The 26,900-nt window shown below is 67.7% G+C and carries 29 protein-coding genes; 21 read left to right on the top strand and 8 right to left on the bottom strand.

From position 1 onward, the window contains the following. The first annotated feature begins 108 nt into the window (after positions 1-108). From E3O41_RS02190 to E3O41_RS02105, 18 genes are all read left to right on the top strand, one after another. Positions 109-1,134: a flavin-containing monooxygenase gene (locus E3O41_RS02190; RefSeq protein ID WP_240482500.1), complete on the top strand. Its 1,026-nt coding sequence runs from the start codon at positions 109-111 to the stop codon at positions 1,132-1,134. 11 nt (positions 1,135-1,145) lie between these two features. Next, positions 1,146-1,811, top strand: a complete 666-nt coding sequence (locus E3O41_RS02185; RefSeq protein ID WP_134746308.1) for a copper resistance CopC family protein — start codon at positions 1,146-1,148, stop codon at positions 1,809-1,811. Further along, entirely contained in the window at positions 1,801-2,343 is a 543-nt protein-coding gene (locus tag E3O41_RS02180; protein WP_067028599.1) for a signal peptidase II, read from the top strand. The genes E3O41_RS02185 and E3O41_RS02180 overlap by 11 nt, the downstream gene beginning before the upstream one ends. After that, on the top strand, positions 2,340-2,678 hold the full coding sequence (locus E3O41_RS02175) for a DUF6804 family protein (RefSeq protein WP_067028601.1): 339 nt from the start codon (positions 2,340-2,342) through the stop codon (positions 2,676-2,678). Before E3O41_RS02180 ends, E3O41_RS02175 begins: the two co-directional genes overlap by 4 nt. 7 nt (positions 2,679-2,685) lie before the next feature. Next, complete coding sequence (locus E3O41_RS02170) at positions 2,686-3,633, top strand: cytochrome c oxidase assembly protein (protein ID WP_067028604.1); 948 nt, start codon at positions 2,686-2,688, stop codon at positions 3,631-3,633. A gap of 129 nt (positions 3,634-3,762) precedes the next feature. Continuing rightward, entirely contained in the window at positions 3,763-4,122 is a 360-nt protein-coding gene (gene cmtR, locus E3O41_RS02165; protein WP_067028645.1) for a Cd(II)/Pb(II)-sensing metalloregulatory transcriptional regulator CmtR, read from the top strand. Further along, positions 4,119-6,035 (top strand): heavy metal translocating P-type ATPase, encoded by a 1,917-nt coding sequence (locus E3O41_RS02160; protein ID WP_173849920.1) that lies wholly within the window; start codon positions 4,119-4,121, stop codon positions 6,033-6,035. Before cmtR (E3O41_RS02165) ends, E3O41_RS02160 begins: the two co-directional genes overlap by 4 nt. Continuing rightward, entirely contained in the window at positions 6,035-6,649 is a 615-nt protein-coding gene (locus E3O41_RS02155; RefSeq protein WP_067028610.1) for a cadmium resistance transporter, read from the top strand. The genes E3O41_RS02160 and E3O41_RS02155 overlap by 1 nt, the downstream gene beginning before the upstream one ends. Continuing rightward, the gene (locus E3O41_RS02150; protein WP_083991094.1) at positions 6,646-7,170 is read left to right on the top strand and encodes a signal peptidase II; all 525 of its coding nucleotides are present in this window, start codon (positions 6,646-6,648) and stop codon (positions 7,168-7,170) included. The genes E3O41_RS02155 and E3O41_RS02150 overlap by 4 nt, the downstream gene beginning before the upstream one ends. Positions 7,171-7,355: 185 nt before the next feature. Beyond that, positions 7,356-7,778, top strand: a complete 423-nt coding sequence (locus E3O41_RS02145; protein WP_067028612.1) for a hypothetical protein — start codon at positions 7,356-7,358, stop codon at positions 7,776-7,778. A gap of 199 nt (positions 7,779-7,977) precedes the next feature. Next, positions 7,978-8,547: a TlpA family protein disulfide reductase gene (locus tag E3O41_RS02140; protein WP_099566341.1), complete on the top strand. Its 570-nt coding sequence runs from the start codon at positions 7,978-7,980 to the stop codon at positions 8,545-8,547. A 1-nt stretch (position 8,548) separates the two neighbouring features. Beyond that, entirely contained in the window at positions 8,549-9,286 is a 738-nt protein-coding gene (locus E3O41_RS02135) for a cytochrome c biogenesis CcdA family protein (protein WP_067028615.1), read from the top strand. Next, a complete protein-coding gene (gene resB / locus E3O41_RS02130; RefSeq protein ID WP_067028618.1) occupies positions 9,267-10,997 on the top strand; it encodes a cytochrome c biogenesis protein ResB in 1,731 nt (576 codons plus the stop codon). The genes E3O41_RS02135 and resB overlap by 20 nt, the downstream gene beginning before the upstream one ends. Next, positions 10,994-11,674: a DsbA family protein gene (locus E3O41_RS02125; RefSeq protein WP_240482501.1), complete on the top strand. Its 681-nt coding sequence runs from the start codon at positions 10,994-10,996 to the stop codon at positions 11,672-11,674. Before resB ends, E3O41_RS02125 begins: the two co-directional genes overlap by 4 nt. Before the next feature lie 49 nt (positions 11,675-11,723). After that, the gene (gene lnt, locus E3O41_RS02120) at positions 11,724-13,211 is read left to right on the top strand and encodes an apolipoprotein N-acyltransferase (protein WP_067028621.1); all 1,488 of its coding nucleotides are present in this window, start codon (positions 11,724-11,726) and stop codon (positions 13,209-13,211) included. After that, positions 13,208-13,717: a DUF3515 family protein gene (locus E3O41_RS02115; RefSeq protein ID WP_067028624.1), complete on the top strand. Its 510-nt coding sequence runs from the start codon at positions 13,208-13,210 to the stop codon at positions 13,715-13,717. Before lnt ends, E3O41_RS02115 begins: the two co-directional genes overlap by 4 nt. Beyond that, entirely contained in the window at positions 13,714-15,630 is a 1,917-nt protein-coding gene (locus E3O41_RS02110; RefSeq protein ID WP_083991096.1) for a bifunctional copper resistance protein CopD/cytochrome c oxidase assembly protein, read from the top strand. Before E3O41_RS02115 ends, E3O41_RS02110 begins: the two co-directional genes overlap by 4 nt. Before the next feature lie 107 nt (positions 15,631-15,737). Continuing rightward, entirely contained in the window at positions 15,738-16,250 is a 513-nt protein-coding gene (locus tag E3O41_RS02105) for a copper resistance CopC family protein (protein ID WP_240482502.1), read from the top strand. Between the two features lie 183 nt (positions 16,251-16,433). Here the strand turns inward: E3O41_RS02105 and E3O41_RS02100 are convergent, their stop codons facing one another. From E3O41_RS02100 to E3O41_RS02080, 5 genes are all read right to left on the bottom strand, one after another. Then, positions 16,434-17,102 carry a cation diffusion facilitator family transporter gene (locus tag E3O41_RS02100; RefSeq protein WP_134746267.1) on the bottom strand — a complete coding sequence of 223 codons (669 nt, stop codon included), beginning with the start codon at positions 17,100-17,102 and terminating at the stop codon, positions 16,434-16,436. Further along, complete coding sequence (gene cmtR / locus E3O41_RS02095; protein WP_067028632.1) at positions 17,099-17,458, bottom strand: Cd(II)/Pb(II)-sensing metalloregulatory transcriptional regulator CmtR; 360 nt, start codon at positions 17,456-17,458, stop codon at positions 17,099-17,101. The genes E3O41_RS02100 and cmtR (E3O41_RS02095) overlap by 4 nt, the downstream gene beginning before the upstream one ends. 187 nt (positions 17,459-17,645) lie before the next feature. Beyond that, positions 17,646-20,699 (bottom strand): AAA family ATPase, encoded by a 3,054-nt coding sequence (locus tag E3O41_RS02090; protein WP_067028635.1) that lies wholly within the window; start codon positions 20,697-20,699, stop codon positions 17,646-17,648. A gap of 200 nt (positions 20,700-20,899) precedes the next feature. Continuing rightward, positions 20,900-21,994 (bottom strand): hypothetical protein, encoded by a 1,095-nt coding sequence (locus E3O41_RS02085; RefSeq protein ID WP_205631781.1) that lies wholly within the window; start codon positions 21,992-21,994, stop codon positions 20,900-20,902. Next, entirely contained in the window at positions 21,987-22,781 is a 795-nt protein-coding gene (locus tag E3O41_RS02080; RefSeq protein ID WP_483403591.1) for a hypothetical protein, read from the bottom strand. Before E3O41_RS02080 ends, E3O41_RS02085 begins: the two co-directional genes overlap by 8 nt. Here E3O41_RS02080 and E3O41_RS02075 point away from each other — a divergent pair. Beyond that, complete coding sequence (locus E3O41_RS02075) at positions 22,761-23,090, top strand: hypothetical protein (RefSeq protein ID WP_026095586.1); 330 nt, start codon at positions 22,761-22,763, stop codon at positions 23,088-23,090. The genes E3O41_RS02080 and E3O41_RS02075 overlap by 21 nt on opposite strands. Here the strand turns inward: E3O41_RS02075 and E3O41_RS02070 are convergent. Then, positions 23,071-23,917 (bottom strand): IS5 family transposase gene (locus E3O41_RS02070; protein WP_233449959.1). Its coding sequence is split into 2 segments (ribosomal slippage): positions 23,071-23,610 and positions 23,612-23,917, totalling 846 coding nucleotides; the frame shifts between segments, so codons are not numbered across the junction. The two genes, E3O41_RS02075 and E3O41_RS02070, sit on opposite strands and share 20 nt — an antisense overlap. Before the next feature lie 49 nt (positions 23,918-23,966). Next, on the bottom strand, positions 23,967-24,932 hold the full coding sequence (locus tag E3O41_RS02065) for an HsdM family class I SAM-dependent methyltransferase (protein WP_135011929.1): 966 nt from the start codon (positions 24,930-24,932) through the stop codon (positions 23,967-23,969). A 246-nt stretch (positions 24,933-25,178) separates the two neighbouring features. Here E3O41_RS02065 and E3O41_RS02060 point away from each other — a divergent pair, with 246 nt between their 5' ends. After that, a complete protein-coding gene (locus E3O41_RS02060; protein ID WP_067028817.1) occupies positions 25,179-25,433 on the top strand; it encodes a hypothetical protein in 255 nt (84 codons plus the stop codon). Next, positions 25,430-26,434 carry a zeta toxin family protein gene (locus tag E3O41_RS02055; protein ID WP_135011927.1) on the top strand — a complete coding sequence of 335 codons (1,005 nt, stop codon included), beginning with the start codon at positions 25,430-25,432 and terminating at the stop codon, positions 26,432-26,434. The genes E3O41_RS02060 and E3O41_RS02055 overlap by 4 nt, the downstream gene beginning before the upstream one ends. Before the next feature lie 20 nt (positions 26,435-26,454). Here the strand turns inward: E3O41_RS02055 and E3O41_RS02050 are convergent, their stop codons facing one another. Then, positions 26,455-26,700, bottom strand: a complete 246-nt coding sequence (locus E3O41_RS02050; protein WP_067028822.1) for a hypothetical protein — start codon at positions 26,698-26,700, stop codon at positions 26,455-26,457. Positions 26,701-26,900: the final 200 nt, after the last annotated feature.

The following is a 26,900-nucleotide window of genomic DNA, read 5'->3' as shown; positions in this document are numbered from 1 at the left end:
TGTTGTGAAAGCCTCTCAGAAGGCTGGTCTGATCGCCGCCGCCGTATTGGTGGTGTGCCTCGCCGTCGCGTTGGTCTGGTCCTTCGTCGCTGTGATCCTCCTGATCGTATGAGCGGGACGAGCGTGAGGATCGGCTTGTCGCACCGCCGTGCGATCATCGTCGGCGCCGGTCAAGCCGGCCTTGCTGTCGCCGCCGCCCTCATTTCACGTGGCCTCAGCCCGCAACGCGATTTCGTCGTCGTCGATCAATCTCCAGGCGTGCGAAGCTGGGAAACCAGATGGACGTCCCTGACGCTGCTCAGCGACGTCCGCCACAGCACGCTGCCAGCGCTGTCGTTCCCCGGTGAGCCGCAGTCCCGGCCGCGGGCACGCGAGGTCGCGGCCTACCTGAGCGCGGTCGAGAAGCACCTCGGCATCGCGCCCGTGTGGGGTGTGCGCGCAACCGGCGTGCGCCGCCTGGGCTCGAGCGCGACCCTCCTGCTGGAGACCAGCGCCGGGAGCGTGCAGACCCGCAACGTCGTATGCGCCACCGGCGCGAACAGCCGACCACGCTTGCCCGCCTGGGCAGGAGACATCGCACCACCCGGCCGCTTGATGCACAGCAGCGCCTACAGATCCGCGGCGGATGTGCCGCCCGGCGACGTGCTGATCGTCGGCGGAGGCAACGCGGGCGCGCAGATCGCTCGGGAGCTGAGCGGGACGCACCGCGTCACCCTCGCCGTGCGCAACCCGCGCCGCTACCGGCACGTCGCCACCTTCCCGCGGGCCGCCGGGTCCCGGAAGAGGCTCGGCAGTATTCGACCCGAGCCGTTGTTCGGCGACAGTTATGCGCAACTTCAGCGCGACGGCATCGACGTCGTTCCCGCCGTCGTCGGGGCGAGCGATGCTGACGTGACGCTCGCTGACGGGCGTCGCCTTGCACCGGCGTCGGTGATTCTCGCCGCCGGATTCCTCCCGGGCGACGACTGGCTGCCCACTGAGGTCCGCGACGCTCCGCTCGGCCGGACGCGGACGAGCGTGCCCGGCCTGTTCGTCGCAGGCATGCCGGGCTACGGGCATCCAGGCTCCGAGAACCTGGACGGCGTCTGGCGAGACGCCGCGACGATCGCCCGACACATCGCCAACCGCCCGTGAAGGAAGACGACATGACAAACACACCCGAACCGGCCCGCTCCGAGGCGCGTCGCCCTCCGAGGCCACGGCGAACCACCAGGGCAGCGATCGCGGTCGCCGTCGCGACGATCGGCCTGGCGCTAGGCCCGTCGACGTCGGCGCTCGCCGCCGAGGACCTCATCTCGTCTTACCCCGCAGCCGATTCCGTCACAGCCACGGGGCCGGACGAGATGACCCTGACTTTCGACGAGAAGCTGCGCCCCGGTAGCGATGTGGTGCTCATCGAAGTGATCGCCCCGTCTGGAGAGAACGTCGTCGTGGACGAGGTCAGCTTCAACGGCGCCAGTGCCACACAGCATCTGGCAGCGACCGCGGCACCCGGCCAGTACGGCGTGCGCTGGCAGCTCACCTCCGACCGCGGCGAGTTGACCGAAGGTGAGTACACGTTCACTATCGATCCTGCGCTGAACACGACTGCACCGTCCCCGGATCCGACATCGGACGCGGCGCCATCGCCACACCCCGACGAAGCTCCATCCGATTATGAAGCCGGCACGGCCCCGCAAGCAGACGGGATCTTCCTGCCGTTCATCGGCGTCATGTTTCCGATCGCGATCATCGCCCCCGTCGCCGGGATGGTCCTGATGATGCGACGGGACCGGAAGCGCCGAGACATGCGGGGCTCCGATGAGGCATGAGCACCTCCTGCGGCTCGCGATGGCGTGCTCGGTCGCAGCGGCCGTGCTGGTGATCGATCAGGTGAGCAAAGCGCTCGCCATCGCGGAGCTGACTGGTCTCGGGCGGATTCCGCTGCTCGGAGACCTGTTGGGGCTGCAACTCGCATACAACCCCGGCGCAGTGCTGTCGCTCGGCGCAAACCGGACCTGGCTGTTCACGCTCGTCGGCGTCATATTCATTGTCGCCGCCTGCGCCGCCCTCTGGCGCTCGCGGACCATGGCACGCTTGGTCGGGCTGGCGCTCATCCTGGGCGGCGCGCTCGGGAACCTGGTCGATCGGCTGTTCGCTCCGCCCTCATTCGGGCAGGGGCACGTCACCGATTTCCTGGCCTACGGTGAGCTGTTCATCGGCAATCTCACCGATGTCGCGCTCGGCATCGGCGTCGCGATCTTTGTGCTCGCCAACCTCCGCGAACGCAGGCGCGAAAGCGCGGCACCGGAGCGCGTGCCAGCCGCATCCGACATACCCGCGGCTCAGAACGGAGAATCATGAACCAACGCCCCCGGACGCCCTCGCAGTATCAGCGCAACGCGCTTGCCCCGAGCCTGATCGCCGCGCCGACACTGTTCCTCGCCCCGCTGCTGCTCGGCGGCGAGTGGGCGACGATCGTGCTGTTCATCGTGGCGATCTTCGCGATGATCACTGCGTGGTTCGCATTCCAAGCGCGCCAGTGGTGGTGGATCATCGTGTTCGCCGCGATCACCGTGCTCTGGAACCCCGTATACCCGTTCCCGTTCGAGGGACCGTTGTGGACGGCTGCGCAGCCTGTGGCGGCGGTGACATTCCTCACCGCGGGCGCGCTCATCAAGATCCCGCGCCCGTCCTGACCTCGCGATGGACAGCACACCGACCCTGCCGCCGCCGGGATTGCTCGAGTACCTCGTCCCTGGGCCGTACCCAGCATCGCCGCTGGCTGCACTGGGGATCCTGCTCGCCATCGCGTACCTCGCCGGCGCCATGCGGCTGTGGCGGCAGGGGCGACGCTGGCCGGTCTCGCGCACGTTCTGCTTCCTCGCCGGCTGTGCGGCGCTGGTCATCATCATGGGGCTCGGCGTGGAGAGCTACGGATATGCGCAGTTCTCCGTGTTCATGTTCCAGCAACTCACCCTGATGATGGCGATCCCACCCCTGCTCGTCCTCGGTTCACCCGGGACGCTGCTGTTGCGCGCCACGCCGCACGGCGGTCTCGGAGGTGCGGTGCTGCGTCTCGCCCACGGCGCGCTGCGCAGCCGGGCGGCCCGCTGGGTTTTGAGCCCCGCGGTAGCGCTTCCGCTTTACCTGCTGGCGTTCTATGGCCTCTACCTGGGGAACCTCGCCGACCCGATCCTGCGCCTTCCCGGCGGCCACCACCTCCTGGAGATCGGGTTCTTCGTCGCCGGGATGCTGTTCACGATCCCCGTCCTCACCGAGGACCCCGTGCCGGCGCGGATGGGCTACGGGGCCCGAGCACTCGACCTGTTCGCCGAGGCAGCACTGCATGCCTTCTTCGGCGTGTTCATCATGATGAGCAACACACTCATGATCGGCGCCTTCGTCGACGCCACCGCGGCGCTCGGCCTCGACCCGCTCGAGGATCAGCGCGTGGCGGGCGCCCTGGCCTGGTCCTACGGGGAGGCGCCTACCCTCGTCATGGTGCTGTACATCATGCACCGCTGGTTCCGCGAGGACACCGCTCGCGCCCACGCACACGACCGATACGCCGACGTGCACGGCGACGACGACCTCGACGCCTACAACGAGTACCTCACGCGTCTACGAGAACGAGACGAGAATGGTCATTGATCGATGTACAGGCGTCGTATTTCCGCCGTCTGGCACTCCGCGACCGGGCGCCCGGCGCGAGGCGCGCGGCCCGGGCGCCCGCCGACAACCGCATTCGCGATAGGTCAGCATGCAATGTATAGTCAGTACATGCTGTCTATTGCTTCCCGTCTTGACGTGATGAACCGGCTCGGCCGTGCCATGGCGGATCCGACGCGCTCTCGGATCCTGATGACCCTGCTCGGGGGCCCGAGCTACCCCGCGGTGCTCTCCCGCGAGCTGGAATTGACGCGCTCGAACGTGTCGAACCACCTGACATGCCTACGCGACTGCGGGATCGTCGTCGCTGAGCCGGAGGGCCGTCAGACGCGCTACGAGATCGCCGATCCGCACCTCGCTGCTGCCCTGATTGCGCTGGTGGACGTGACGCTGGCTGTCGACGAGCACGCGCCGTGCGTGGACTCGGAGTGCACGGTGCCCGGCTGCTGCGGCGCAGGAGTGGACGCGTGAGCGCGGCGTGCGGCTGCGACCACGAGTCCCCCGCAGCGGTGGACGAGGATCTCGAGGAGGCGGAGCAGCCCTGGTGGAAGGATCGCGGCGTCATGGTGCCGGTCTTCTCAGGTGTCGCGTTCCTCACCGGGCTGGTCCTCGAGTGGTCAGGGGCGGAGATTCCGGCGCTCGTGCTGTTCTGGGTTGGTTTGTTGCTGGGCGCGTCGACGTTCACGCCGGGTGCGATCCGGAAGCTGTTCAAGGGCAAGCTCGGCATCGGGCTGCTGATGACGATCAGTGCGGTCGGTGCGGTCATCCTCGGCTATGTCGAAGAGGCCGCGGCGTTGGCGTTCCTGTATTCGATCGCTGAGGCGCTGGAGGATAAGGCGATGGACCGCGCCCGTGGCGGGCTGCGGGCGCTGCTGAAGCTCGTGCCGGAGACCGCGACCGTGCAGCGCAACGGTGCCTCGTTCGAAGTCGCCGCAAAGGACCTCGTGGTCGGGCAGGTCATGCTCGTCCGTCCGGGCGAGCGGATCGCGACTGACGGGATCGTCCGCGTCGGTCGCTCCAGCCTGGACACGTCCGCGATCACCGGAGAGTCGATCCCGGTCGAGGTGGAGCCCGGGGATGCAGTGTCGGCCGGCGCGATCAACAGCGCGGGGGCGCTGGAGGTCGAGACGACAGCGGCGGGCACCGACAACTCGCTCACCACCATCGTCGAATTGGTGGAGCAGGCGCAGGCGGAGAAGGGCGAGCGAGCGCGCCTCGCGGACCGGATCGCGCGACCGCTGGTGCCCGGTGTGCTGATTCTCGCTGCGCTGGTGGCAATCATCGGGTCGCTGCTGGGCGACCCGGAGGTGTGGATCACGCGCGCGCTCGTCGTGCTGGTCGCCGCCTCACCCTGCGCGCTGGCGATCTCGGTGCCGCTGACCGTCGTCGCCGCGATCGGGGCGGCCAGCAAGTTCGGCGTGATCATCAAGTCCGGTGCGGTGTTCGAGCGTTTCGGCACCATCCGGCACGTCGCCGTCGACAAGACCGGCACCCTGACGCGGAACGAGCCGGCGGTCACCGCCGTCCTCACCACGGACGGCGTGACCGAAGTCCAGGCGCTGGCGTGGGCGGCGGCACTCGAGCAGCACAGCACTCACCCCCTCGCCGCGGCGATCACCGGAGCAGCCCCCGGCGTCCCGGCGGCCGCCGGCGTGTCCGAGCAGGCAGGGCATGGCATCGAAGGCACCGTCGGCGGCGCTCGCATCACGGTCGGCAGCCCGCGCTGGCTCGACGCCGGCGCGCTCGGCGACCGGGTCGCAGGCCTGGAGGAGCAGGGCATGACCGTGGTGATCGTGCACCGTGACGGGGCTCCGGTCGCTGCGATCGGTGTCCGCGACGAGCTGCGCCCAGAGGTCCCCGAGGTCGTGCGGACCCTCGCCGGTCAGGGCGTCGGGCTGACGATGCTCACCGGCGACAACGTCCGCACCGCCCGGGCACTGGCCGCGCAGGCCGCGATCGGCGACGTGCGCGCGGAGTTGCGCCCGGAGGACAAGTCCGCGGCGATCGGTGAGCTGTCGAAGGCAGGACCGGTCGCGATGATCGGTGATGGCATCAACGACGCCCCGGCTCTCGCGGCGGCGGACATCGGCATCGCGATGGGAGCGACCGGCTCCGACGCGGCGATCGAGTCCGCCGATGTCGCCTTCACCGGCCACGACCTGCGCCTCATCCCGCGGGCGTTCGACCACGCACGGCGGGGTCGACGGATCATCAACCAGAACATCATCCTGTCGCTGCTGATCATCACCGCGCTGCTCCCGCTGGCGCTGTTCGGGATCCTGGGGCTCGCCGCTGTCGTCTTGGTGCACGAGATCGCGGAGGTCATCGTGATCCTCAACGGCTTGCGCGCCGCCCGCACCCGCGCCCCACGGTTGGAGAGCTGATGCTCGCGACCATCGGCTCAGCGATCGGCCTGTTCGCTGCGACCAACATCGACGACATTGTCGTGCTCACCGTGCTGTTCCTGGCCTCCGGCCGGGGGAAGCCGCGACCGTGGCAGATCGTCGCGGGTCAGTACCTCGGATTCATCACCCTCGTCGTCATCAGCGTGGTCGCCGCACTCGGCCTCACGATAGTCCCGGACGAATGGGTCGGGTTTCTCGGCCCGATCCCGCTCGGCATCGGCATCTGGACGCTCGTGCGCGGCCTACGCCGCAACGACGACGATGACGATGACGATGACGACAACAAGATCACCGCAGTCGGGATGTGGGGCGTGGCTGGGATCACGATCGCCAACGGGGCCGACAACATCTCCCTCTACACCCCGATCTTCCGCACCAGCGAGCCAGGCGAGGTCGCGATCATGATCGTCGTGTTCCTCGCCCTCGTGGCCGTCTGGTGCACGGCGGGACGGCTGATCGGAACCCACAAGACCGTCACCGAGACGCTGGAACGCGTCGAGCACTGGCTCGTGCCGGCCGTGTTCATCGGCCTCGGCCTGTTCATCCTGATCGAATCCGGCGTCATCCTCCGCCTCGTCGAGGTCCTCGCATGATGCCGGAACCGACAGGCGACGTCGAGCTCGGGCCCGGAGAAGAACCTCGGCAGGAACGCTGGCGGCTCACGGCGGGATCGCTGCTGCTCGCCGCGATCGTCCTCCTGGCCGATCAGGGAACAAAGGCATGGGCTGAAGCCACCCTCACCGAGGAAGAGCGCATCCCGCTGGTAGGCGACGTGCTGGGACTGCAGCTGGCCTACAACCCCGGTGCGGCATTCTCCGTCGGTGAGGGCGCCACCTGGGTGTTCGCGCTGCTCGCCGTCGCCGCCACGGTCACCGCGATCGTCTTCGCGTTCCGTGTCCGCCAGCCCGGGTGGGCGATCGTGACTGGCGCGCTCGGTGGGGCCGCCGCCTCACACGCAGGCGACCGCCTCTTCCGCCAACCGGGATTCGCCCGCGGCCATGTCGTGGACTTCCTCGCTTACGGCGACTGGTTCATCGGGAACCTCGCCGACGTCGTCATCGTCACCGCCGCGATCGCGGGGGCCGTCCTCATGATCCGCAGCGACGGGAACTGAGAAGTAGAGAATGACATGGCGTCGTCCTGGTGCAGAGGTCGCTGAGGTCATCGTCATCGTCAACTGCGTCCGGGCCGCCCACTCCACTGTGAGCGGCGCGGCCCGGCAGGACGAGCACGTTCACCCCCGTGCGCGCAAATAAGAGTGGCACGCACCTCTCAGCAGCCGCGACTACCCTGGAATGCATGAACCCGATCGCCCACCGAACCCTCACGGGGGGCGATCGGCGGGCTGTTGCTCAGCTGCTGCTGGCGCTGGGAACTGCGGCTCTGATGTTCCTGGGAATCTGGACCTCATCTGCGCACGAGAGCCTCGAGAGCACATCGGTGCTGTCCGTCACGGCCGCGGCCGCGGATACCCCGGCCTCTCACGCCGAGGTGAGCGTCGCTCTCACGTCGACGGACGACGAGTTGGGAACCGGCGGGATGTGCTTGCTCGGCGCGCTGTGCGGTGTGCTCTTGGCGCTCATCGGATGGCGCGCGCTGGGCGGCCTCCGGCCGACCGCGATCATGTCGGCGGCGGGCCCGTCGCTGTCTGCTCTGCTCCCGCGGGTGCGAACGTTCTCACCTGCGGTGACACCGGCGCTGCTGGGAATTTCTCGGACCTGAACGGATCGGTGCGCGACGCCGCTTGTCCGCGCGCGTCGTTCGCACGCCCGGAGACTGGTCGTTTCTCGTCGCGCGCAGCCTGCTGCCGCGGCAGGGGCGCGCGGTGGCACACCCGGGCGTGATCCATCCGCCTCGCCCACCCCTGGAGACCTCCCCGTTGCGATCCCCTTCTTCGTCCCCTTCTCGTTCTCTCGCGGCGGTGCTCGCCGTCGGCCTGCTGACAGCGCTCGTCGGCTGCGCGCCGCAGGACGGCGTCGCAGCTGAGTACGACGTCGGCAATCAGACCTACGAATCCGGTGACTTCCGCGTCGAGTCGATCGCCTCCGAAGAACGGGGCGAGCCCGTCGTGTTCGACGGCGTCACGGAGCACGGCGAAGCTGTGTCAGACGACGATTTCGCGGGCCGCGTGTACGTCGTGAACTTCTGGTACGCCGCCTGCGGCCCCTGCATCGCGGAGGCGCCGATGCTCGAGGACGTCTGGCAGGACTTTCAGGCCGAGGACGTCGGGTTCCTCGGCATCAACATCTATGACCAGCCCGCCACGGCCCGCGCCTTCGCCGCAGACAACGGCATCACCTACCCGAGTGTGATCGACGCGGACAGTGGCCAGGTGAAGCTCGCCTTCGCCGCCGCGACGCCGATCCAGGCGACGCCTACCACGCTGGTGATGGACCGGCAGGGCCGGGTCGCGGCGCGGATCATCGGGCAACTGCAATCAGCGTCGATCCTGTCGACGCTGGTCTCCGACGCCTTGGCCGAGGACGGCTGAGATGGGCGCGATCGTCGTGGACGGCGCCCTATGGCTCGCGATCCTCGTCGCTGCCCTGGCCGGACTTGTCTCCTTCGTCTCACCCTGTGTGCTGCCCCTCATCCCCGGGTACTTCGGCTACCTCGGGTCCGCCGTCGGCGCGGCGGAGGGAGGCAATGCCGCCCGGTGGCGAATGGTGGGCGGCGTCGGGCTCTTCATCGCCGGGTTCACGGTCGTGTTCCTGGCCATGACGATCCTCGGCGGCGTGTTCGGGATGTTCTTCGTGCAGTACTCGGCCGTCCTCACCCGGATCCTCGGCGTGTTCGTCATCGTGATGGGCTTGGTTTTCATCGGGGTGTTCCGCGGGGCCCAGCGCACCATCCGGCTGCGATCGCGCGGCGATCTCGGCCTGATCGGAGCACCACTGCTCGGCGTCGCACTGGGTATCGGGTGGGCACCGTGCATCGGACCGACGCTGGCGGCGATCATGTCGGTGTCGTGGAACCTCGGAGACCCGTGGCGGGCCGGCCTGCTCGGCCTCGCGTACTCGCTCGGGCTCGGCCTGCCGTTCCTGCTGCTCGCCCTCGGTGTCGGATGGGCCACCCGTTCAGTCACATTCGTGCGCCGCCACATCCGCGTCTTCAACATCGTCGGCGGCGCAGTCCTCGTCCTGCTCGGAGCCCTGATGGTCACCGGCGCCTGGAGTCGGCTCATGTCCATCCTGCAGGGGGTGATGCTGAATGTCACCCTCCCGCTCTGAACCCGTGACGACCGACCCCGCGCGCCCCGCCGACCACATCGACCGCGGCGGCGACGAGGAGCGGATCGCCTCGCCCACGCTCGGAGTCGCCGGATGGCTGCGGTGGGCGTGGCGGCAGCTGACCAGCATGCGCACTGCGCTGGTGCTCCTGCTCCTGCTCGCCATGATCGCCGTCCCGGGGTCGATCTTCCCGCAGCGGGTCGCGAACCCGAACGGCGTGACCCAGTTCTTCCGTGACAACCCCGACATCGCACCGACGCTCGACGCGTTGCAGCTGTTCGACCTGTATGGCTCGGTGTGGTTCTCGTCCGTCTACCTGCTGCTGTTCGTCTCGCTGATCGGATGCGTCATCCCGCGCATGCGCCACCATGCCAAGGCGCTCCGTTCCCGCCCGCCACGCACGCCCGTCCGGTTGCAGAGGCTCGACCATCACCTCGTCGACGACGTGCACGTGCCCGCGCACGTGGAAGCAGTGACAGAAGCGCCAGCGGCGATCACGATCGCAGAACGGCTGCTGCGCCGCCAGGGGTACCGCACCGAACGCTACGACGCGGCGGGAGTGTGGTCGGTGTCGGCCGAGCGGGGCTACCTGCGCGAGACCGGAAACCTCGTCTTCCATGCCTCCCTGGTCGGGGTGCTCGTCTCCGTCCTCATCACGGGCGGCTTCGCCTACACGGGGCAGCGGGTCATCGTCGAGGGCTCCACGTTCGTGAACAGCCTCAGCGACTATTCCTCGTTCACGCCGGGTCGGTTCGTCGACGACACCGCGCTTGACCCCTATTCGCTCACCCTCGACCGATTCGACGTCACGTACGAACTTCCAGGGACACCCGGAGCGGGGCAGGCCGGCGACTTCGCCGCCCGGCTCACGATCCGTGCCCCCGGCGATCCGGACGGACGCAAGGATGTCGTACGTGTGAACCACCCCATCGACGTGGCAGGCGACCGGATCTACCTGCTCGGCAACGGGTACGCCCCGACGATCACGATCCGCAACGCGGAAGGCGAGGTCGTCTACAGCGAATCGCAGCCCTTCCTGCCGCAGGACGGGATGATGACCTCGCTCGGCATCCTCAAGGTACCCGACGGATTGCCCGAGCAGATCGGACTGGTCGGGTTCTTCTATCCGACCCAGGGCACTCTCCCCAGCGGCGCGTACACGTCGGTGTACCCGGACCTGGTGAACCCGGTCGTCACTTTCAACGTGTTCTCCGGCAGCCTCGGCATCGACGACGGCACGCCGCGCTCCGTGTACACGCTCGACACGTCAGGGATGACGCAGGTCACTGGCGGCGAAACCGGACTCGAATCCATCGAGCTCACTCCGGGACAGACCGCGAACCTGCCGAACGGGTGGGGCACGATCACGTTCGAGGACGCCGCCGGGACCGGGGATCTCCTGTCCTCCGTGAAGCGGTTCGTGTCGCTGCAGATTCAGCGCGACGGGGGCGCGATCTGGGTGCTCGCATTCGCGTCGATCGCGACGACCGGACTCATCACCGCACTGCTGGTGCCCCGCCGTCGCCTCTGGGTGAAGGCTTCCCTGACCGCACCCGACGGAGCGCCGCAACTGCTGCGCCTCGAATACGCCGGCCTCGCCCGAGGCGAAGACCCCCAGCTGGCCCAGGTCGTGTCACGACTGCGCGAGGAGCATCTCGCCGCCGTCACTGACGACCCCACCGATCCGCCCACCGACAAGGAGACCCTGTGAACGCGTCTGCCTCCACCCGCAAGAAACTGCCGACCCCGGTCAAGGCCACCGTGATTTCGATCGTCGTCGTGGTCGTGCTCGTGATCGCCGCGATCGTGTATGTCAATGTGACCCGCCCAGCGCCGGTGACTCCCGACGACGGTGCGCTGCCTGGCACACGCAGTGACTCCCACGTGCTCGACGAGGCCGGGGCGGACGCACCGACGCTGGTGGAGTTCCTCGACTTCGAGTGCGAGGCATGTGGGGCGTTCTACCCGTACATCGAGGAGATCCGCGAACAGTACGCCGGAGACATCAACTACGTCGTGCGCTACTTCCCGATCCCCAACCACTACAACTCGATGCACGCCGCCGTCGCGGTCGAGGCAGCTGCGCAGCAGGGCCGGTTCGAGGAGATGTACGACCGGATGTTCGAGACGCAGATCGAGTGGGGCGAAGGCCAGTCATCCGAGGCTGCCCGCTTCCGCGGGTACGCCGAGGAGCTGGGCCTGGACATGGACGCGTACGACGCGGCAGTGGCAGACCCGCAGACGCAGGCCCGCGTCGAGGAGGACTTCCTGGAGGGGCAGGAGATGGGTGTCACTGGCACGCCCACGTTCTTCCTTGACGGCGTGAAGCTCGAGCTCACCTCCTTGACGGACCTCACAGATGCCCTCGATCGCGCCATCGCCGACTGAGACGCTCCCCTCCCCCACACCGGTCGGCGCAGCCCGTCCCCTGCTGCGAATGCGCCTTGCCATGCCGACCGCATTGGCCGGTGGGCTGATCCTCGACCTCGCGTACCCCGCCGTCGGGTGGTGGCCCGCGGCATTCGTCGCCGTGACGCTCGGCCTGCTCACGCTGATCGGGCGGAGCGTCCCCGGGGCGCTGGGCGTCGGGCTCGCATTCGCCGTCGGGTTTTTCCCGCTCCATCTGATCTGGGTGGACGAGTTCCTCGGTCCGCTGCCGTGGATCGCACTGGCGGCGTTGCAGGCGACGCTGTTCGCCATTGGGGCGGTGCCGATCGCGCTCGCGTACCGGTGGTTGCCACGACGGGCCGGCGTCGTTCTGCCACCACTGCTGGTCGCGGGGTTGTGGACGCTGCGCGAGCTGGTCAGCGGAGCATGGCCATACACGGGATTCCCATGGGCGCGAATCGGGTTGAGCCAGGTCGACGGACCCTTCGCCCAGATCGCATCCTGGACAGGGACGGGCGGACTGTCATTCCTCGTCGTCGTCCTGTCTGCCTCAGCGATCCAGGCGGGCCGTGCACGGGAGCCGCGTCGCGGTCTCATTCCGCTGGCAGTCGCGGTCGTGCTCGCGCTGCTGCCGGCGTTCCCAACAACCCCGGCAGGCGAGCTGCGGATCGGCTGGGTGCAGGCGAACGGGCCATCGGCCTACTTCGACGAGCGCGCCTCCGGTGACATCCTCGCCGCGCAGTTGGCCGCCACCGAGACGCTGCTCGGACAGGACATGGACCTGCTCGTCTGGCCCGAAGGATCCGTCGACTCGGATCCTCTGAACCAGCCGGCGACGGCCGCGGTGCTTGATGACGTCGTACGCCGGGCCGAGGCACCGGTGCTCGCCAACGCCGCCACCCAGCGCGGCGACGACACCTACAACACGTCGCTGCTCTGGACGAGGGAGGGCGCACCGCAGATGCACGACAAGATCAACCCCGTGCCGTTCGGCGAGTACGTGCCCGATAGGTGGTTCTATGAGGCGATCGCCCCCGAGCTGATAGGGCTGATCCAGCGCGAGTACACCCCAGGGGCGAATCCGCCGCTGGTCACGGTCGGGAATGTCGCGCTCGGGCTCGCGATCTGCTTCGACGTCATCTACGACGATGTCATCCGTGCGGGCGCGCTCGGCGGCGCTCAGGCATACGTGTTCCAGACCAACAACGCCGACTTCCGCGGCACCGACGAGAACCTCCAGCAGCTCGCCACCGCCCGGATGCGTGCGATCGAGACGGGCCGCTCCGTCGCCAACATCTCCACCACGGGCACGAGCCAGCTCATCGCTCCCGACGGCACCGTCCTCGACGAGGCGGCAGCCGGGACGACCGCGGCCCGGATCGGCGACATCCCGCTGCGCACCGGGCTGACCCCCGCCGTCTTGATGGGCCCGTGGCCGACCGCGATCGGCGCAGGCGGGGCGGTCCTGGCACTGCTACTCCTCGGGATCGCGCGCCGCGGCCTTTCGCTCCGCCTCGAAGAACGGAACCTCTCATGAAGCGTCCACGCCCTGTTCTCGCGGCCGCGCTCCTCGCTGGCGTACTAGCGCTAGCCAGCTGCGCGTACACGGTCTCGCTCGATGCCGCAGCGGACGCGGAGAGCCCGTTATGCGCGAACGCCTCCGTCCGTCTTCCCGAGACCATCGGCGACCTCGAACGGCGCTGGACCGACGCGCAGGCCACCGGCGCCTGGGGCGTCCCCACGGCCGTCGTGTGCAGCTGCGGCCTTCAGCCTCCCGCCCCGACCACGCTGCAATGCGTGACGATCGGCGGCGTCGACTGGATCGTCGACGAAACCGACACGCCGAACCTGCGCCTGACCACCTACGGGCGTGAACCCGCCGCCCAGGCCTACATCGACACCACTGTCGTATCAGCCGACGAGGTGCTCGGCGTGCTCTCCACCGCGGTCCAGCAGCTGCCCGCGACCGGTGAGTGCACCGCCCCAGACGTCGAGACCGGTCAGCAAGACGCACCGACGGCTGTCGATGGGGACGGCCGATGAACTCACGCATGCTCCGGCTAACAGGGCCCTTCATCCTCGCCCTGGCCGCCCTGGCCGCGCTCATCGTCGGACTGCTGATGGGCGGCGGTGCGGCACCGCGCTTGATCTCGGATCCTGGACCGGTCATCCGCTGGGGCTTGCCCGTGGTGAAGCTGCTCGTGAACCTCTCCGCCGCGACCATGGTCGGCGCTCTCATCGTGGCGTTGTTCGCCCTCCGTGCCCGAGAACGCGAGTTCAGCCTCGCCCTCGACGTGGCGTCGGCCGCCGCTGCGGTGTTCACGGTGGCTGCGGGCGCCACCGGCTTCTTCACGTTCGTGTCCACTTTCAACCCGGAAGTCTCCGCTGGCATGGCGTTCGGTCAGCAGCTCGGTCGATACCTCACCGAGACGGAGCTCGGCCGCGTATGGCTGATCAGCACCGTCGCCGCGGCCGTCATCACCATCCTCGCGTTCGCGGTTCGCGGCTGGGCATCGACGCTCGTCACCGCGCTCGTGGCCATCGCAGCACTGGTGCCGATGGCGACCCAGGGCCACTCCGGAACCCTCGCCAACCACGACGCCGCGGTCATGGCACTGATCATCCATGTCGTCGGCGTCGCCGTCTGGCTCGGTGGACTCGTGACGCTCGTTTTCCTCCGCCCAGCGCTCACGGCCGGGCGGGTCCGCATCGTGGTGGAACGCTACTCCACGTTGGCACTGGCCTCGTTCGCGCTGGTCGCCGTCTCCGGCGCTGCCCGCACTTTGACGTCGATCACCGATCCGCGAGAACTCCTCAGCCCCTACGGGGCGCTGCTCGCCGCCAAGACCGTGGCGCTGTTCGTCCTCGGCGCGCTTGGCGTGGTCTATCGTCGCCGCCTCATCGCCCGGATGACGGGCACGGGCGGGGCAGCGTTCTGGTGGCTCATCGTCGCCGAGCTCGGCATGATGGGCATCGCCAGCGGCGCCGCCGCCGCGCTCGCGCGCACCCCGGCTCCCGCCGACGTCCTCGCGCCCGCCCTCACGACAGCGGCAGAGATCCTCACCGAGGCGCCGCTGCCGCCCGAGCTCACGCCGCTGGCGTGGCTCACAGCCTGGGAGGTCGATCTGCTGTGGGCCGTCGTCGCGGCCGGCGGAGTGGTGTTCTATCTCGCCGGGGTCCGCCGCCTGCGCCGCGTTGGCCGGGCCTGGCCGAAGTCCAGAACGGTCCTCTGGACATGTGGAATGCTGCTGCTGTTCTGGACTACGTCAGGCGCGGCAGCCGCGTACGGCGACTACCTGCACAGCATGAATATGCTTGGGAGGATCCAGTTGCTCCTCGTCATCCCGCCGCTTCTGGTCCTCGGTGCCCCGTATCGCCTCGCCCTCGAAGCAATCGCTCACCGCAACGATGGCAGCCACGGGATCCGCGAGTGGCTCCAGGCTGCCACCCGATCACCCGCCCTCCGGATCCTCCGGCACTCGGCGGTTGCGACAATCCTGATGGTGGCGACTCTGTGGGGCCTCGGCGCGACTCGCGTCCTATCCTGGACTCTCGTCGATCCGCTCGGCCACGAATGGGCGATCGCGCACTCACTCGCAGTCGGGAGCCTCCTGGCCTGGAACGTCCTGACATCCGCGCGGCCGGCCGTGCGTGCCGCCGTCACGGGCGCCATCACGATCGCTGCGACGGCGCTCGGACTCTGGAATCTGCTTCAGCCAGGGCTCGCCTTCGCGGATTGGTTCGGGGCGATGGGGCGCACATGGGGGGCCTCACCGATCGAAGACCAACGCAACGCCGGACTCATAGCGATCGTCGGCGCGATCCTGCCCATTCTCCTGGCCACCGTCGGGCGTCGATTCGGCTCGGCCGACCACGTTGCATCTATCCCGCCCTCATCGAAAGGACACTCATGGCCCACCGCCGCCACACACGACTCGGAGCCCTCACGGGGCTGATCACTGCCGCAACTCTCGTGTTGCTCCCGGCCCAGTCTGCTTCCGCGCACGACAACCTCCTCGAAGCGTCCCCAGCGGCGGGCACGACGGTGGCGGCGCTTGACGCGGTGACGCTGACCTTCAGCGCTGAGCTGATCGACTTCGGGCAAGCGAGCTACGCCCAGGTGCAGGGGCCGGACGGCCTCTACTACGAGACGTCCTGCTCGACGATCGACCTGAATGTCCTGACTACGCCGGTCGCGCTCGGAGAGGCCGGCACCTACACGATTGCTTGGAATGCCGTCTCCAGCGACGGTCACCCCATCTCGGAGTCCTACGAGTTCACGTACGCGCCGGCTGAGGGCGCCGAACCTGCGCTCGGATGGGATGAGCCCGCCTGCCGCAACGAGGACACCCGCACGCAGCCCGGCGCCGTGCCCGAGCCTGCAGAACAACCCGAATCGACCGCGGAGGCATCCGCGAGCACACCCGCGCCGCAGCCGCGCGCCTCGGAGACCACAGAGGTGGAGAACGAGGGCGCCGGACTGGTCGTGGCCGGCGTGATCGGGGCTGGCGCGCTACTGGCTGCAGCTTTCGCCGGTGGGTTCTTCGCTCTTCGTGCGAGGTCACGTCGCCGGTGAGGTGAGGACACAGACCTGGGCGGCATGGACCACGGTGGTGACAGTGTCCGAAGTGAGGACATGCCGCCCGTAAGCAAGCGCGCGAGGAACCGTTCCTCGTCGACCTTGCCATAGTGAATGGTCAGCTCGGTGTCGGTCCCCTCGCCGGTGGTCGCGCGCGTGCACTCGATCGGGAGGTCCCGGTTATCGGACCTGTACCTCACTGTCGTCATCGTCCTCGAGGTCTTCGAGGACCTCGAAGGGCGATTCGACGTCGCCCCGCCACGCCTCGAGGCCTTCGCGGATCGCGAGCACCGCGACCACGAGGGCCGCCACCGAGTCCGCCCACCACCAGCCGAACAGAGTGTTGAGGATGAGGCCGATGAACACGGCGCCGGAGAGGTAGACGCAGAGGATGAGCTGCTTGGCGTCGGCGAGCACGCTCTTGGAGTCGAGCTCGCGGCCGGTGCGGATCTCGAACCACGCCAGCAACGGCATCACGACCAGGCTCAGCGCGGTGATGCCAAGACCGAACGGGCTGTGGTCGGGGCCCTCTGTCTGTACGAGGCTCAGGACGGCGTCGACGGTGACGTAGGCGGCGAGGGCGAAGAACGCCAGGCCGATCGCCTTGACAGTGACCTTCTCCCACCGCTCGGGGTCCTTGCGTGTGAACTGCCAGGCGATGGCGGCCGCCGAGAGGACTTCGACGACGGAGTCGAGGCCGAAGCCGATCAGCGCCGCGGAGGAGGCCAGCACGCCGGCCCAGACGGCGACGATGGCTTCGATGACGTTGTAGGTGATCGTGAAGCCGACGATGAAGCGCACGCGACGGTGCAGCGTGGCACGGCGCTTGGTGGTCAGTGGCGCGCTCATGCGGTTGCCGCCGTTCCGCAGCAGCCGGGCACGGTGCACGAGTCGTCCACGCAGGGTGCGCTCTCGTCAACGGCGAGGGTGACATCGACGAGCGCCGTCAGCGCTGCGGCGAGATGGGGATCAGCGATCTCGTACCGGGTCTGTCGACCCTCTGGCTCGGCGACCACGATTCCGCAGTCGCGGAGGCACGTCAGGTGGTTGGAGACATTCGACCTCGAGAGGTCCAGTGAACGCGAGAGCTCGGCCGGGTAGCTCGGCCCGCCGAGGAGGGTCATCAGGATCCGGGAGCGGCTCGGGTCGGCCATCGCCCGACCCAGCCGGTTCATCACGTCGATTCGGGAAGCAATGGTCAGCACGCAATGACTATACATCCAGGGCTGTACTGATCGCAATCTCGGTGCCGTGGCGCCAGGTCTTGTCGCCGCCGTCGAGGTTACGCGCAACGGATACCCGCTGGGTCAGGATCCGAGTGACGAGGTGTCCCCGCAGACCGACATGGCAGTTCACCATGAGCGGCCCGCTCGGCAACTCGTCAATGCCCTTTCAGTGCCCGACCAGCCCGTCGCGAGTCCCTACCAGGGAACCGCGCGCCACGGGATCTGCCACTTCACTCCGATGCCCGCGTACGCCGACCTGGCTTGGGTCGACATTGCGGACATGCCCATCCTGTCGAGTACGCTCCACGACGCTTCGAGACGCCACCGCGACTCGCTCGTTAAGACGGGCTCGCAGACTGACAAGCTCACGCCAACCGCCCGAATCGACCGCGCGACCGTGCCCTTGCGATTCCTCGTCGGCGATCCGCGCATCGAGGGACGCTAGCGCGCCCCGGCTCGAGATCAGCCAGTGATCGAGCTGGCGCGCTGCGCTTTGATCGTCATTCGCTCCGACACGCCACCCTCGGTCACGAGTCACCTTCGCTGCCCTCCCCAACTCGCCCCGCGCCGCACGCACCGAGTCCTCGATCGTCACTTCTGCGACGCCGCGCATCATGCTGTCCGCAATCTGCTCGCGCGCGGCGCTGGCTGTCCACCCCATCGCGATCGCCTCGTTGTGAACCCGCCCGCGGGTCATGCCGACATAGAGTCCCGAGGCATCCACGCCCGGCCCGACCACCGACGCATCCGTCGTCTCGCCCTGGATTCCGTGCACTGTCGACGCGTAGGCCAGGTGCATGTGCTCGGCCGCGTAGTCGAGCGACACGCGCCGCACGTCCCCACGATCGCCAAGGGCGACGAGCTCGACATCGGACGCGCGGACCCGGCGGATCGTCCACAGCGCGCGGTTTTCAACATCCGCCACTCGGTCGTTGAGCCGCGTCTGAACGATGTCCCCTTCGAGTAGCCGCTGTTCGCCCTGCCCAACCACAAGACGATCCGGATGCAGCTGCCCGAGCTCAACTCGGCGTTCCTGGATCGCCTCGTTGATCGCATCCGCCTCATCGTTCGTGCTCGTGACGAGGGCGACTCGCTTGCGCACGGCCGTCCAACGGAAGTACGCCTCGACCATCACATCCCTTGCTTGCGCGGCATCCGTCACACGGTGCATCTGTTCGCGCGCGTCGAGTTCGGTCGCGACTGCGAGCGCGGCTTCTTTGGATGCCGGCTCCCGCATGCGGAGCGTGAGCGCGGCGTAGCTCGGATCGCGGAAGCGATGCACCGCCGTCAGCTCGACGACCGCAGTCGCGCGTCGGGTCATGCATGCCATCGCACCGGCGTGACCGACGGGCATGGCCTGCAGATGGTCGCCGACCATCGCGATGCCCGCGCCCGTCTCTGCTGCGATAGCCGCCAGGGCATTGGCGGTGTGCAGGTCGACCATCCCCGCCTCGTCGACGACGACCCGGTCAGCTGCGCCCAGTGCAAAGTAGCGCGGGCCGGTGTAGATCCGCCCGACGCACTCATCGATCTCGCCCGCTTGCAGTCGCCTCCACACCTCCGCGCCGGCTTCGTCGCGACCCCACCGCCATCCATAGTCGGCCAACAACGCATGCAGGCTCACGGCGGTCACGCCGATCTCGCGGCCCGCGACAGACGCTGCCTTCTTGGTCGGCGCGACGACGACGAGCTGACGTTGTTGCTGAGCGAGCGCGATGCGAGCGGCCCTGAGCATCGTCGTCTTTCCAGCGCCCGCGGGGCCCGTGACCGAGACGAGCCGATCTGTTCCGGCGATCGCCGACGCCGCTGTGATCTGTCCCTCGTCGAGCGTGACATCAGCATCGAGGACCGCGCCTGCAATGTCGAGGATCGCGCGGGGGCGGAACGACTCGCCGACCCGCGTCAGGGCGTCGAACCTGGCGGCGAGCTCGACCTTCAGCCGGGCAGTCGATGACGCCATGAATCCCTTGATGTGCTGTGGGCGATCGCCCTCGGCTTCGAGCAGGTCGACGGTCTGGGTGAGCCCGCGCGCCACGACGTCGTCAATCAGCACCTGCAGGTTGTCGCGGCGGGCAACCACTCCGGATGCAGCGACCGCCCGCGTCGCGCCGGCCCGAAGGTCATAGCTACTGAACCTCCCCCCGCACGCGGTCGACCGGCTATCGGCATCCACGATCGCCTTGGCAGCGAGCAGGTCGCGGTCGAGCGTCTCGATCGCTGCTGGCCACGAGCGGGCTGCCGAACGCTCTCGGAGTATCCCGGCGTCGATCGCGTGAAGCTCGTCTCGGATGAGCTGCTCCCACTCCGATTCGTCCACGGCGCCGGGCTTGTCCGGGCGGTTCTTCGCCCACGCAAGCCGGTCGAGGTGCTGTAGCACGTCGTGGTCGGGCTCCTGGCCGGGATGCTCCGAGCGCCACTTCAGAAGAAGCTTGGCGCGGTTCGCCTCGATCTGGTTCGAGCGCCGCGACAGCGGCCGGACAGCTTGGGCGAGTTGCGCGATCTCCCCGTCGTCGCCGATCGAGTAGCCGTTGCGCACGAGCGCTGCTATCCAGTCCGGGTCGGTGCGCGCCGCGAGTTCGCCCTCCGCGTTGATCAGCGTGTGCAGCTTCATCGCTACCCGGGAGTCGACGTTCGACCACTTACCGTCCTCGCCGAGCACCTTGACGTTCAGCCATAGGTGCCGGTGGATGTGCGGGTCCAAAGCCCGCGAACGCCTGTGCTGAAGTTCGACAACTTCGATCCGGTGAAGCGACTCCCGGATGCTGCCGCCCGCGCCTCGGCGCGCGTTCAGCTCACGCCGCCAGGTCGTCATAATGCGCGTGCGGAGCCGGTCTTGCAGCGCTTCGAACTCCGTGGCGAGGTCGTCGTTGATCAGGGCCGCGATGCTATAGGACTTCGGCGCGTTGATCGTGCCGTCCAAGATCAGATCGGCCTGTGGCGAACCGAGTTCGCGGCCGCGCGGAACGTCCGTGACGGGGTCGCGGCCGTCGACCCAGCGGCGGAGCGCAGCGGCGTCGAGGCCGTCGACGGTCACCGCGCAGTTTTCCACCGTGAATCGGGTGACATGCTGGGCGTCTGCGCGGCTGTACGCCGCGAGCGCCTCGACTCCCGTCACCGCGCGCAGGTGCGAGTCGCAGCTCCCCTTGAACGCGTAGGCCATCGCCTGCCGAACCCCCTGCGATCCGACACCCCGCTTCCAGCGCTCGAGTCCCCCGCGCACAGGTTCAGCGTACGCCGCTAATGTCTAACTTGCGAGTGTTTACACATACAGTGCCTGCGTGCATTGCCCTGAGTCGAGTTGCCTTGAGTGGCTTCGCGGCATTCTTCGCGACCTTGAGTCCGAATGCATGCCCCCGGCGCTCTCGACGTCAGCGCGTCGGAGGGCGACGCCTCGGTCTCCGACGCGTCGCCGTGCGCCAATCACGAAGCGGCGCCGCCAGCCGCGTTGGCCCGCTTCTTCGTCGCCTCGGGGTCCTCGCCCACGGGCCACCCATGGAGGACTCGGGCTTTGCGGTGCATCGTGATTGGCGTAGACCGGAGGACGTGCTCCACGGTCTTCTTCAGGAACACCCCTGCTCCGAGCTCTCTCGGAACATCTGGGTGATCGATGATGCTCACCGTCGGCAAGTTGGCGATCGCCGTCTCAATCTCCACCCCGGAGACTTCAACGCTGACGGCTTCAGTTTCGCTACCCTCGTCCTCCTGGGCATCGACCTCGATCTCAGTGCTGAGCTCGCTCAGGACGGCGTCGCCCTCATCCTCATGCCCTCCCTCCGAACCTTCCGGGGCCGCACCTTCGTAGTGCAACATGAGCAGACACACAGCGTCGTACGCGTCGTCCTCCTGCGAGAGCTTCCCCAGCAAGTCGATCAGCCACCTGGCCTTGTCTGGCTCCGATTCAAAGATCGTCGAGCGAAGTCCATACAAAAAGCCGTGTGCAGCAAGCGGGTGTCGACTACGCAGGTTCTTGGCGTCGCCGTACGCCTCCTCGATTCGGTTCGCCGCGTTCTTGCCGAACGAGCTATCCATGCGCTTCGTTGAGATGAGGATTTCGGGTCCCGTCTCCCAGGCGGACATGACCACATCCACCTGCTTGATGTAGTGGCGCCCGAGGACCTTGGCGTCTGTAGCGACGACGCCCTTCATCGGCGTCTGTCGCGCAAGTTGCGCGCCGACCTTCGCACGAAGATCCTTGGTCGTACCCGCGACATAGTTCGCTACCGGGGTCGGCATGACCCGAGGGTGAGTTGCGCGCGGCCAGACAGCGTCGTACGCGAACCCCGCTCGCCTCAGTTCGTATGCGACCCACACGTCGAGCGCGAGCGCTGGCACGCCGCTTTGACTATTTGCGTTGAGTAACCGGGGAACGCCGAGCAAGGTCTGGAGAGTTGGGATGTCGGGGACATAATCGTCACCGCGCCAGGGCCCATCTTTGAACTCTGACCTAGCGGCTGCCACCTCGACGATGCGGTCAAAGAGCGGCCAAGCCCTCTGTTTCAGGCTCGGTTCAGCCACTCTTTCCCCTTGTCACTCGTCGCTGCATGAATGCGGCGTGGTCGTCGCGGACCGCGCGTAGCTGCGCCTCGCTAAGGTCGCCGAGGATCACCTCGTCAACCAAGGCGACCGCGCCAAGCAGATTCTTGGTCTGCAACAGCCGCTGAACCCGTGGCTTCAGCTCGACGAGCGCATCGCGATGCTTGGTCATCGTCACGACGCTCGGCATCCACCATCGGTCAGCCTCACGCGGTTCGATCTTGAGCACGCCACCGCCATAGCTGCGACCGACAAGCTCGGCACCGAGCAACGTGACCGAATTGAGCGAAGCAACCGGCAAGACTTCCCGAGCGACGTCACGCACCTCAGGCTTCAAGTAGACGCCGTGGACGCTGTTCAGGTGGAGTGCGCTGGCCTGGTTCGTCGTGAGTCGAGCGGTATCAGCATTCATGTAGGTCAGCAGCAGATCAGCCGGCTCGAGCACCGGCACTCTCCACCAGGGCTTTCGAACGCGGCACTTATATGCGGTGTCCACGCCCGTAGCGTGTCCGGACTCGATGTAGGCCAGGGTCTCCGAAGCTGGGTGGTTGCTCGGATAGAGCAACCACGTCGCTTGCCCTGCCTGCCCCAGTCGAGTCATCGCCGAATCAGTGAGCGCGAGGCCACGGAGGTGCGAACTGCCAGGAGGCGAAACGCGGCGCAGGTCGCGTCGCGGTATGCCTAGGGCGTGTTGATCAAGAAGGTGCGGGGTGGCCAGCCGCCGTGAGTTGCGCGGGAGAATGGGCGTGTGAAGATCCAGGTGCTGCATATCGAGGATTGCCCGAATTGGCAGGAGGCGGGCGATCGAGTACGGCTGGTGCTCGACTCGATCGGACGGGGCGATGTTCCGGTGGAGTTCGTGTTGATCCGCACCGAGGCTGAGGCGGTGAGCTCTGGTTTCGCGGGCTCGCCCACGATTCTTCTGGACGGTCAGGACTTGTTCCCGTCCCAGGGGAACACTGCCGACTTGGCGTGCAGGGTCTATCTGACCGAGCGCGGCTTTGCGGGTGCGCCGACGGTGGGACAGCTTGAGCGCACGCTGCAGGAGCGCGAAGCGCTCAGCGGAGATCGGTCTTGATCCAGATCAGCGCCGCGGCGAGGCTGACGGCGGCTCGGTAGTTGCGGGCGAGTTTGTCCGAGCGCATCGCGATGCCGCGCCACTGCTTGAGACGGTTGAAGCAGCGTTCTACGACGTTGCGTCCCTTGTAGCGTTCCTTCTGCTTGTCGCCGAAAGCGATCGGCCGGCCCGGCTTCTTGCGGCGGTGCGCGATCTGGTCGTCCCGCTCGGGGATGGTCGCCGCGATCCTCCGGTCGCGGAGCCAGGCGCGGTTCGCCCTTGAGGGGTACCCCTTGTCGGCGAGCACCCGGTCGGGGCGGGTGCGGGGGCGGCCCTTCCCGTCGCGGGGAACGCGGATGTTCTCCAGCACCGCGCTCATCATCGTGGTGTCGTTGATGTTCCCGGCGGTGATCATCATGCTCAGCGGCCGGCCGCGCCCGTCGCAGACCAGGTGCAGTTTGGTCGTCAGCCCGCCGCGGGAGCGTCCGATCCCGTGATCAGGCGGCTCGGACCACGGATTCTTGTGATTCGGCACAGCCCCCTGTGTCCCGGGCGAGGGTCGCGCCGTGCTGATGCACGCGCGCGATCGTGGAGTCGATCGAGACGACCCAGTCGATTTCCCCAGCGGCGTCGGCCTGCTTCTGCACCTCGGTGAGCAGCTTCTGCCAGGTGCCGTCCCCGGCCCACCGGTTGAACCGCTTGTAGATCGAGTTCCACTTCCCGAACCGTTCCGGAACGTCACGCCACGGCGCACCGGTCCGGTACTTCCACGCCATCCCCTCGATAGCGAGCCGGTGATCCGTCCACGGCCGCGACCGACCGGTCACCGTCGGCATCAACGGCTCCATCACGGCCCACACCTCGTCAGAGATCTCCTGTCGCGTCACCGTTCAAGACTCACCCACCGAGGAGCGGAACCTCTTGATCAACACGCCCTAGTTCCTGCACTCGCTGCGGCGACAGCGTGAAGAACTTGTTCGCACCGGTCACCATGCCGAGCGTTGTCTCACCGAACTCCTGCAGCGGCACGAACGCCCCGGATGGCATAAGCCGTGCGATGGCCTCAACAGTGGCGTCCTGAATGTGCAACGGCGTCCAACGAGCCGCGGGATCCGTCGTCGCCCACGTCGTTCCCTCATCCAAGTTGCCGAGGGTCGTGGCATCACGGGTCTGCCGCAGAGTCGCGACCCCCGCGGGCTCCCCCAGCCAGCCCGCGGCCTTCACCAGCACAGTGTCGGCCTCGGCGTCCGGGAAGATTTGCGTCTCGAATGTAATGAGCTCCACCGACTCGAAGCGTGACAGAAGGAAGGAGCGCACCGGTGCCGCGTAGTTCGTGCTCAGCAGCTCGGCCGGGAGCACCATGCCGAGCCGTCCGCCGCGTCGCAGATGCGCAGCCGAGTGCACCACGAAGGCGGCCCACGACGAAGCGAGCCCAGTGAGAGCGACACCCTGGGCCTGCGCGGCGAACCGGGCACGGTCACGCACGTCGCCCGAGAAGTCCTGGTACCGAATAAACGGCGGGTTGCCGATCACGGCAGAGTAGGTACCACTGGGCTCGGTGAGGAAGAAGTCTGAAACTCGAATTTTTGCAACTCCGCCAGCATCAGCGACGAGCTCGCCAGCGACGCGCGCGGACGCCTCATGAAGCTCGACGCCGTGCACAACTGGCTCCGCTGCACCAAGGGCGCGGAGCCGGTCAACTGCGGCCACGAGGAACGCCGCCTCCCCCGCGGCTGGCTCAAGGACCGTGTCATCGGCACTTTGGATCGCCCACTCCGCGAGGTGCCGCGTCACTCCGTCAGGCGTAAAGAAGGCCCCACGTGCCTTACGCAGCGAAGGTGTATCGAGACTCGAGGTGGGCATCTACACCAGGCTATTGGCTGCCACCGACGTCGCTGGGAGGCGCGCAGCGAGCCTGCCAGTGCAATCAGTGACACGGGCGCGGCGGCTCCTATCCCGCCGCGATCTCGTTCGCCGCCACGCTGATCGAGAAAACACTGCCTCAGGCGCCAGGAGATCAGGGCCGATCCCGAAGCCGATCGACCATCGGTCGGTAGCGGTCGCGCCGGCCCGCTCGACGCTTGCTCGTAGACTCGACTTGGAGGACTGATGGAGCCTCGATCGGCATGGAGAGCGAACGACCTAGCCGCCTACGACGCGGCGTGCGAGGCAGCGAACGGCGCAATCGCGGCCCTGTTGGGTCTCGCTGATGACGGCGCGATGTTGCATGAGCACGCCCTCGCCGAGGCATCCGCGATCCGACGGGAGCTGGTCGAAGTCGACGCCTTCAACCGTTCGGCGCTCGAAACGCTGCTCGCGCGAATGACAAGCCGCATCGCTGAGCTCTCAGGACCACTGCCGTGACGGACCTCGAGCTGGAAGCTGCAGAGGCCCGGTCGGTCTTCGATGCGAAGATCGTCCCTGTCCTGTTCCCCCCCACGGACCGACGCACAACACCCACGCTGACGCTCGTAGTCGGTCAACCCGGGGCTGGTGGCGGACGAGCGGCGCGCGGGCTGCTCGCCGAGAATCCTGGTGCAGCAGTGGTCGACAGAGACGGCTTGCGTGCGTTCCACCCTCGCTACGTGGAGTTGTCGCGGTCCCGGTCGCCGGAAGCGCTGCGCATCTTCGCCGAAGCAGCCTCAGTATGGCTGCGTGACTGCCTCGCGTATGCGCGCACGAATCGACGGCCGCTCCTGGTCGTGGGCTCCTTCTCGTCCGCTCAAGTAGCGGTCGCCACCGCGGATCTGTTCCGACGTGAAGGGTTCGAGACGCACGTTGCCGTCGTCGCCCAGCCCCGCGCTGTCAGCCTCCTGTCCGAGGCATCGAGGCACCTGCTTGCAGCTCTCAACGCACGGAGCGCTCCGTTGCCTGACCTCCGAACGCACGACGCGGGGTTCGAGGCGACGCGGGCGCTGGTGAGCCAGTTCGACGACGAGGCATCCGTCGATCGACTTACTGTGGTCGGTCGCGCGGGCGATTGGGTCTTCGATGCTCACCGCTCGGACGGCTTCGCGGGAGCCAGCCGGGCGCTCATACGTGAGCAGGTGACGCCGATGTCGGGACCGGAGGGAAGGCGGTGGCTGTCGGAACTCCGCGCAAGCACGGAGTTCGCGCTGAACGCCGGTCGTGCGCACGGTCCACTGGCTGAAGTCCTTGTGGAACTGCACGAGCTCGCGCTGAGTGAGGTACTCCCTCGCCTGCCACTGCCGGCGGAGTCTCTGGCGCGCTCGAGAGCGGAGACGACAATTCACGCTCGGATCGACGCGCTGCGACGGGCAGTCCCGACTGAGGGCGCACTTGTCGACATCGCCGCGCCCACGACCACCCCCTCAGTACCGAGCCCTGACATCGGACCGGGCTGAGCGGCTGCACCCCGCGCGACTCATCCGAGCACGTCTTGCGGCAGGACCACGCACGCCGGGCACTCGGGCACTCCCGAAGCAGTCAGCACCAGCGCGGCAGCGAAGGCAACGGATGCCAGCGCGACGACGAGTGCTCCGAGGCGGAGCATCCGCCTCTCGTTTCCTACCCACACGGCTCCTACAAGCCCTGCGATGGCTACGACCGCGAGAGCACCGCTCACGACCACGGCGACGATCGCTGCGGTCGCTACGACTTCGATACCCACGATGCCAGCCTCGCGCCGAGGGAGTTCTCGCTCGCGCGTGGAGCTTCCACCTGACCTGTCTGCGGCGTCTTCCCGGTAAGTGGCACGGAGTGCGACCGGAGGGGTGTGCAGTGCCGGGTCGTGGAATACCGGAGGCCCGGAGCGCCAGCGGAGGGGTGAGGATATGCCGCGAAAGCCCGGAACGGAGCACCGTGGAGGGA

It is taken from the genome of Microbacterium sediminis, assembly GCF_004564075.1.
In the GTDB taxonomy this organism is placed as follows: Bacteria; Actinomycetota; Actinomycetes; order Actinomycetales; family Microbacteriaceae; genus Microbacterium; species Microbacterium sediminis.
The sequence above is the reverse complement of the archived record's forward strand: the minus strand, read 5'-3'. Positions and strand labels throughout refer to the sequence as shown.

Excerpts from the sequence above, each read along its gene's own strand:
- E3O41_RS02190 (WP_240482500.1), top strand. The coding sequence starts at position 109 with ATGAGCGGGACGAGCGTGAGGATCGGCTTGTCGCACCGCCGTGCGATC.
- E3O41_RS02185 (WP_134746308.1), top strand. The coding sequence starts at position 1,146 with ATGACAAACACACCCGAACCGGCCCGCTCCGAGGCGCGTCGCCCTCCG.
- E3O41_RS02180 (WP_067028599.1), top strand. The coding sequence starts at position 1,801 with ATGAGGCATGAGCACCTCCTGCGGCTCGCGATGGCGTGCTCGGTCGCA.
- E3O41_RS02175 (WP_067028601.1), top strand. The coding sequence starts at position 2,340 with ATGAACCAACGCCCCCGGACGCCCTCGCAGTATCAGCGCAACGCGCTT.
- E3O41_RS02170 (WP_067028604.1), top strand. The coding sequence starts at position 2,686 with ATGGACAGCACACCGACCCTGCCGCCGCCGGGATTGCTCGAGTACCTC.
- cmtR (WP_067028645.1), top strand. The coding sequence starts at position 3,763 with ATGCTGTCTATTGCTTCCCGTCTTGACGTGATGAACCGGCTCGGCCGT.
- E3O41_RS02155 (WP_067028610.1), top strand. The coding sequence starts at position 6,035 with ATGCTCGCGACCATCGGCTCAGCGATCGGCCTGTTCGCTGCGACCAAC.
- E3O41_RS02150 (WP_083991094.1), top strand. The coding sequence starts at position 6,646 with ATGATGCCGGAACCGACAGGCGACGTCGAGCTCGGGCCCGGAGAAGAA.
- E3O41_RS02145 (WP_067028612.1), top strand. The coding sequence starts at position 7,356 with ATGAACCCGATCGCCCACCGAACCCTCACGGGGGGCGATCGGCGGGCT.
- E3O41_RS02135 (WP_067028615.1), top strand. The coding sequence starts at position 8,549 with ATGGGCGCGATCGTCGTGGACGGCGCCCTATGGCTCGCGATCCTCGTC.
- resB (WP_067028618.1), top strand. The coding sequence starts at position 9,267 with ATGTCACCCTCCCGCTCTGAACCCGTGACGACCGACCCCGCGCGCCCC.
- lnt (WP_067028621.1), top strand. The coding sequence starts at position 11,724 with ATGCGCCTTGCCATGCCGACCGCATTGGCCGGTGGGCTGATCCTCGAC.
- E3O41_RS02115 (WP_067028624.1), top strand. The coding sequence starts at position 13,208 with ATGAAGCGTCCACGCCCTGTTCTCGCGGCCGCGCTCCTCGCTGGCGTA.
- E3O41_RS02110 (WP_083991096.1), top strand. The coding sequence starts at position 13,714 with ATGAACTCACGCATGCTCCGGCTAACAGGGCCCTTCATCCTCGCCCTG.
- E3O41_RS02100 (WP_134746267.1), bottom strand. The coding sequence starts at position 17,102 with ATGAGCGCGCCACTGACCACCAAGCGCCGTGCCACGCTGCACCGTCGC.
- E3O41_RS02080 (WP_483403591.1), bottom strand. The coding sequence starts at position 22,781 with ATGCAGCACCTGGATCTTCACACGCCCATTCTCCCGCGCAACTCACGG.
- E3O41_RS02065 (WP_135011929.1), bottom strand. The coding sequence starts at position 24,932 with ATGCCCACCTCGAGTCTCGATACACCTTCGCTGCGTAAGGCACGTGGG.
- E3O41_RS02060 (WP_067028817.1), top strand. The coding sequence starts at position 25,179 with ATGGAGCCTCGATCGGCATGGAGAGCGAACGACCTAGCCGCCTACGAC.